Origin of the sequence: Flavobacterium sp. SOK18b, from assembly GCF_014156605.1 — a bacterium.
Taxonomy (GTDB): Bacteria; Bacteroidota; Bacteroidia; order Flavobacteriales; family Flavobacteriaceae; genus Flavobacterium; species Flavobacterium tiangeerense.
Map to the genome: position 1 here is coordinate 1 of NZ_QKNZ01000108.1, position 5735 is coordinate 5735.

Annotated in this window: 6 protein-coding genes; 5 read left to right on the forward strand and 1 reads right to left on the reverse strand. The window is 32.6% G+C overall.

Annotated elements, in window-relative coordinates; all coding sequences use genetic code 11:
- Positions 1 to 128: 128 nt before the first annotated feature.
- The 3 genes from DNC80_RS14015 (at position 129) to DNC80_RS14025 (ending at position 3529) form a co-directional block, all read left to right on the forward strand.
- Entirely contained in the window at positions 129 to 1037 is a 909-nt protein-coding gene (locus DNC80_RS14015; protein ID WP_182651741.1) for a PstS family phosphate ABC transporter substrate-binding protein, read from the forward strand.
- Complete coding sequence (locus DNC80_RS14020) at positions 1027 to 2727, forward strand: tetratricopeptide repeat protein (RefSeq protein WP_370628770.1); 1701 nt, start codon at positions 1027 to 1029, stop codon at positions 2725 to 2727. The genes DNC80_RS14015 and DNC80_RS14020 overlap by 11 nt, the downstream gene beginning before the upstream one ends.
- A gap of 169 nt (positions 2728 to 2896) precedes the next feature.
- Positions 2897 to 3529 (forward strand): 7-carboxy-7-deazaguanine synthase QueE, encoded by a 633-nt coding sequence (locus DNC80_RS14025; RefSeq protein ID WP_182651742.1) that lies wholly within the window; start codon positions 2897 to 2899, stop codon positions 3527 to 3529.
- A 54-nt stretch (positions 3530 to 3583) separates the two neighbouring features.
- On the opposite strand, the gene DNC80_RS14030 is transcribed toward DNC80_RS14025, so the two are convergent.
- Complete coding sequence (locus DNC80_RS14030) at positions 3584 to 4306, reverse strand: bifunctional 2-polyprenyl-6-hydroxyphenol methylase/3-demethylubiquinol 3-O-methyltransferase UbiG (protein WP_182651746.1); 723 nt, start codon at positions 4304 to 4306, stop codon at positions 3584 to 3586.
- A gap of 73 nt (positions 4307 to 4379) precedes the next feature.
- Here DNC80_RS14030 and DNC80_RS14035 point away from each other — a divergent pair, with 73 nt between their 5' ends.
- Both DNC80_RS14035 and DNC80_RS14040 read left to right on the forward strand, forming a co-directional pair.
- Positions 4380 to 4874 carry a YkgJ family cysteine cluster protein gene (locus DNC80_RS14035; RefSeq protein WP_182651743.1) on the forward strand — a complete coding sequence of 165 codons (495 nt, stop codon included), beginning with the start codon at positions 4380 to 4382 and terminating at the stop codon, positions 4872 to 4874.
- Between the two features lie 63 nt (positions 4875 to 4937).
- Positions 4938 to 5735, forward strand: a 798-nt coding sequence (locus DNC80_RS14040) for an ABC transporter permease (protein ID WP_182651744.1), incomplete at its 3' end; no start/stop codon positions are given.

Sequence of the window (5735 nt, forward strand, 5' to 3'; positions counted from 1 at the left end):
TGTTTATAATATTCATGAATAACTTTCCGTTAGATATGGATAGGATCTATAGGGTTGCATTTGGAGTTATATTGATAGCGTATGCATCATTTAGATTTTTTAGAATTATAAACAGCAACAATTAGTCTATGAAAAAAATATCTATCTTATTCTTGTCTCTAGCCGTTCTTTTAGCTGTGTTTTATTCTTGTAATAAATCAAATAAAGAAGAGACTATTTTAAAGGGTAATGCTACAATTTATGTCGATGAAACATTAACTCCTATTGTTGAAGACCAAGTGGCTGTTTTTGAAAGTGAGTATGATGCAAAGATTAATTTGGTATCAAAATCAGAATCAGAAACTTTGAATACACTTTTCAATAAAACTTCTACTATTGCAATACTTTCAAGGAATCTTACTCCTGAAGAAATAAAAATATTTAAGCAAAGGAAGATCAACCCTAAAATTACACCTTTTGCCACTGATGCAATTGCTTTTGTTTCTAATGCAAGTAATAATGATTCTCTTGTAGCGTTACAAGATGTGTTGCAATTTATGCAAGGTAAATCAGGAACCAAAATTAAGGGTTTGGTATTTGATAATTTAAATTCAAGTACAGTAAGGTATTTAAGTGATTTAGCAGGAATTAAGTCAATACCTGAAAATGGTGTTTTTTCATTCAAAACTAACGATGAAGTAATAAAACATGTTGCTTCAAATGATGGATTGATTGGTGTTGTTGGTGTGAACTGGCTCACTCAACCTAAGCCTGCTATGGTTGATTTTATAGAAAAAGTACGTATCCTAAGTGTAAAAGGATTAAAAGGAAATGGGTATTTTTATCCTTCTCAAAATGATATTGCAGAGAAGAAGTATCCTTTGGCACGTGATTTGTATATAATAAATTGTCAGGGATTCTCTGGTCTAGGTATGGGATTTGCATCCTTCGTCGGTGGAGATATTGGACAAAGAATAGTATTAAAATCAGGTTTGTTACCTGTACGTATTCCCACAAGGAAATTTACAATAACTAATAGTCAAAAAGATGAAAAATAAATTAACTACAATTAAGATGAATAAATTCTCAACATTGAGCGTGGCTATTTTAGCAACAGCTTTTACTACACAAGCTCAAGATATTAATCAAGCAAAAAAAGCTATCGATGCAGAGCAATTCGAAAGCGCTAAGTCTATCTTGAAGTCAATCATTAAAGCAAAACCAACTAATGGTTCTGCGTTTTTTACTCTTGCTAATGTATATCTAGAACAAAACATTCAGGATTCTGCAAAAATATTTTTTGACAAAGGATTAACAGCGTCAGAAGATGGAAGACTTAATAATATTGGTCTTGGCCAAATGGATTTGGATAAAAATGATTTAACTGCAGCGCAAGCAAAGTTTGCTCTTGCATTAAAGGACATGAAAAAGAAGGATATTCAAGAGTTTATTTATGTGGCAAGAGCATATATGAATGCTGAAAAACCAGATTATAAAACAGCTATTACAACTTTGACTAATCCTGCTATTAAAAATAATCAGGATGCGCAATTGCAATTAGCTCTTGGTGATGCTTATTATGGAGATGGAAAACAAAATGAGGCTTATGTTGCTTACAGAAGTGCTTTTCAGTTAGACAATACGCTATTAAAAGCCAAAATGCAGTTAGGTGTTTTGTTAAAAGGTGCGAAGTCATATGACGAGGCTTTAAAAGCGTATGATGAAGTAATTGCTTTAAACCCAAATTACGGTCCAGTTTACAGAGAATTAGCTGAAACGTATTATAAAATTGCACGTAATAAGCCATCACAAGCTGCTGCAAATTATAAAATTGCATTAGGTCACTATGATAAGTATATGTCATTGACAGATTATTCACTTAACTCAAGAATGCGTCGTGCGGATTTCTTAATCTTAATTGAGGATTATACTGCACTTGAAGTGGAAGCAAATAAAATGAGTGAATTGGATAAAGTAAATCCAAGAATTTACCGTTATTTAGGTTACGCAGCTTATAAAAATGGAAATTCGGATGTAGCTATTAAAGCTCTTGAGGGTTTTATCACTGCGCCTGGAAACAAAGTAATTGCCTTAGATTATTTGAACTTAGGTTTAAGTAGAATTAAAAAAGCAACAAGTGCTGATGGACTTTCTATAGAGCCTACAGGATACGCTCAAGGTTTAGCCGATATTAAAAAAGGTGTTGAAATGGAACCTCTTGCTGTTCAAAGTTTAAGTGAAGTAGGTAAAAAAATGTTTTCTCAAAAATTGTACAATGAAGCTTCTGGTATCTTTGAGTTTGGAGCAAATACTAAAGAGTCTACTACATTTCTAGATGACAACGTGTATTATGGTTTAGCTATTTATTATGCTAACATCAACAAAGCAAAAGAAGGTAAAGCTGATGCTGCTTCATTACAGAAAGCTGATGCTGCATTTGAAAGAGTTTTAGTAGCTTCACCAACTTATTTGGAAGCTTACCTTTACAGAGCTAGAGCAAACAGATTGCTTGAAAAAGATGATGTAATGGTTAAAAACTACGAAGATTATGTAGCTAAAACAACTGCTCTTGGTGATGCTGAACTTGCTAAGCCCGCTGTTAAGACTAAATTCATAGAAGCTTACAACAATATGGCTGCTAGTTTTGCAAACAGTGATAAAACTAAAGCTATTGAATATTTCAACAAAACACTTGCTCTTGATGCTGCAAATAGTTACGCATCTGAGTCTTTGAAAATTTTGAAATAATTTTTTCAAATTAAGTTATAAACCGGTAGTATGCGCTGCCGGTTTTTTTTATGTCTATATGTTTGTGAATTAACAATGTTTAGGTTTCAGGAATTACAATTTATATTAGGTAATTGTTTTTAAAACTTCTCTTTTCAAATTCCCTATCTTTGCACTTTAAAAAATTAGAATGTTATCAAAAGAAATACAATTAGAGGTTAATAAAGGAGCAATGCTTCCGTTAATGGAGGAGTTTTATACCATACAAGGAGAGGGCTATCATACAGGAACTGCTGCCTATTTTATTAGAATTGGTGGTTGTGATGTAGGATGTCATTGGTGTGATGTTAAAGAAAGCTGGAATGCAGAGTTGCACCCACCTACCTCAGTTGATTTAATTGTTGGTAATGCTAGTAAATATGCCGAAACTGTTGTAGTTACAGGGGGTGAACCTTTAATGTGGGACATGACTATATTGACTCAAAAATTAAGAGACAATAATAGAAAAGTTCATATTGAAACTTCTGGTGCGTATCCTTTAACAGGTTCTTGGGATTGGATTTGCTTATCGCCAAAGAAAAATAAACTACCTACTCCAACAGTCTATGAGGCTGCTCATGAATTAAAAGTTATAATTTATAATAAACATGATTTTATTTTTGCCGAAGAGCAAGCAGAAAAAGTGTCGGGTAATGCAATTTTATTTCTTCAACCAGAATGGAGTAAAAAAGAAGAAATGACTCCATTAATTGTAGATTACGTGATGCAAAATCCAAAATGGCGCGTTTCTTTGCAAACACATAAATATTTGAATATCCCATAAGAATCAGCATTTGATAATGCAGTTTTTTTCATTTTGAATAGAAACTTTTTTGTTTTAAGGTAAATGTGTGAGTTTTGCTAAATAATCAAAATGTTCTCCTTCTTCAATTAATTCACATTTAAATCCATTTGAGTACGCAGCATTTTGTAGCGTGTTGTAATCTAGATAGAGCCAAGGGAATGGGTTTTCTATCTCGTTTTTATATTTTATCTTAAATGTAATTTCGCCATAATAGCCGTTGCTAGGAATCCATTTTCCGCCATCTTCATCGTTGTCAAACATGTAGATGATATCTGATGAGTCTATCAAGATTTGACCATTACTTTTTAGCAAACTTTTTAGTTTATGTAAATAGTTTGAAATATCTTTTATTGTACCAAAAATCCCTGTACCATTCATTAATAATAAAATGGTGTCGTATTGTGATTCATTTTCATTGAGGTTCAAATCTAAAACATTCTGAACTTTTGCATTAAGTAGACCTCTTAACTTGCATGCCGCAATGGCGTTACTTGAAATATCAATAGATTGTACGTTTAGTTTGCATTCGTTTTGTAAATACAAACTATGACTTCCGGCACCACAACCCACATCTAGAACAAGTCCTTTTGATAACTGCATTGCTTTTTGTTCAATATTAGGCATTTCATCAAAAGAACGAAACAAGTAGGCAATATTCATTTCATCTTCGTCGGATATTGAAGTTTCTGTAATTAAATCCTCTGGTGAATTATTGGTAACATAATCGAGTATGGCTCTGCCAAAAAGGTCTTTCATCATTTTTTTAAATCTTTATCATTTTCAGATGTCAAGTTTGTTACTTTTGTAATTCAAATTATAAAGCTGCAACTTGAAAAATATAATAATCAATCTTCCCAAAGAGGCCAAAGATAAGCATATCGAAAACAAAAAGTATTTTGATAAGTTAAAAAAGAAGATTCCAAAGAATTTAGATTATTTAATGCAAGACCTGCACAACGCTGAATTTAAAAAAACGGACTGTTTAAAATGTGCTAATTGTTGTAAAACCACTGGGCCATTATTTACAGATGCCGATATTGAACGGGTTTCAAAATATTTACGTCAAAAACCACAACAGTTCATTGATCAATATTTGCGCGTAGATGAAGATAAAGATTATGTTTTGCAAAGCGTTCCATGTACATTTTTAGATAATGATAATGCTTGTATGATTTACGATGTGCGTCCAAAAGCTTGTAGAGAGTTTCCGCATACTGATCGAAAAAAATTTCAGCAAATCACCGATCTTACCTTAGTGAATGTTACTATTTGTCCAGCTGCCTTCAATATTGTAGAAGAGATGAAAAAAAAATTACCTTTATAGTATAGTCCTAGGTAATAATTTTATTCCAAACTAGTTTCATAACCTATAAAAGTCCATTTTACTTTGAATTTAGAATATTTCATCGCTAAGCGCCTCGTTTCATCTAAGGATTATAAAAGTAGCATCTCATCGCCTATTATAAAAATTGCTATTTCGGCAATTGCAATTGGTATGATCATGATGATTGTTTCTGTGGCAACAGGTATTGGACTGCAACAAAAAATCCGTGAGAAAGTCGCAGCCTTCAATGGTCATATAGTGATTTCCAATTATGATACCAATCAATCTGATATGACTTTGGTGCCTATTACCAATAAACAAGATTTTTATCCAAATTTCTCAGCAGTTCCCGCTGTTACACACATTCAAGCTGTAGTAAGCAAAGCTGGAATCATTAGGACCGAGAGTGCTTTTGAGGGGATTATTTTCAAAGGAGTAGGAAAAGATTATAAATGGGATAATATAAAAGAGTACTTGGTTCAAGGAAGAATACCAAACACAACCCAAAGCTTAAATGAAGAAGTTGTGATCTCTCAGTTTATAGCCAACCGTTTAAATTTAAAAGTAGGGGATTCTTTTAATACCTTTTTCATGAAGGACAATGGGTATAACTTACGGAACTTTAATATTGTTGGAGTTTTTAATTCTGGATTTCAGGAATTTGATGCCACTTATATTTTGGGAGACATAAGGCACATGCAAAGAATCAATAAATGGAAACCAAATCAAGTTGGTTCATTTGAAGTTTTTGTGGATGATTTTGATGATATTGAAGCAATAGGGGAACAGGTTTACGAACAAACAGGTTCCACACTCGATTCAAAAACCATTACCGAGAAATACAGTTATATATTTGAATGG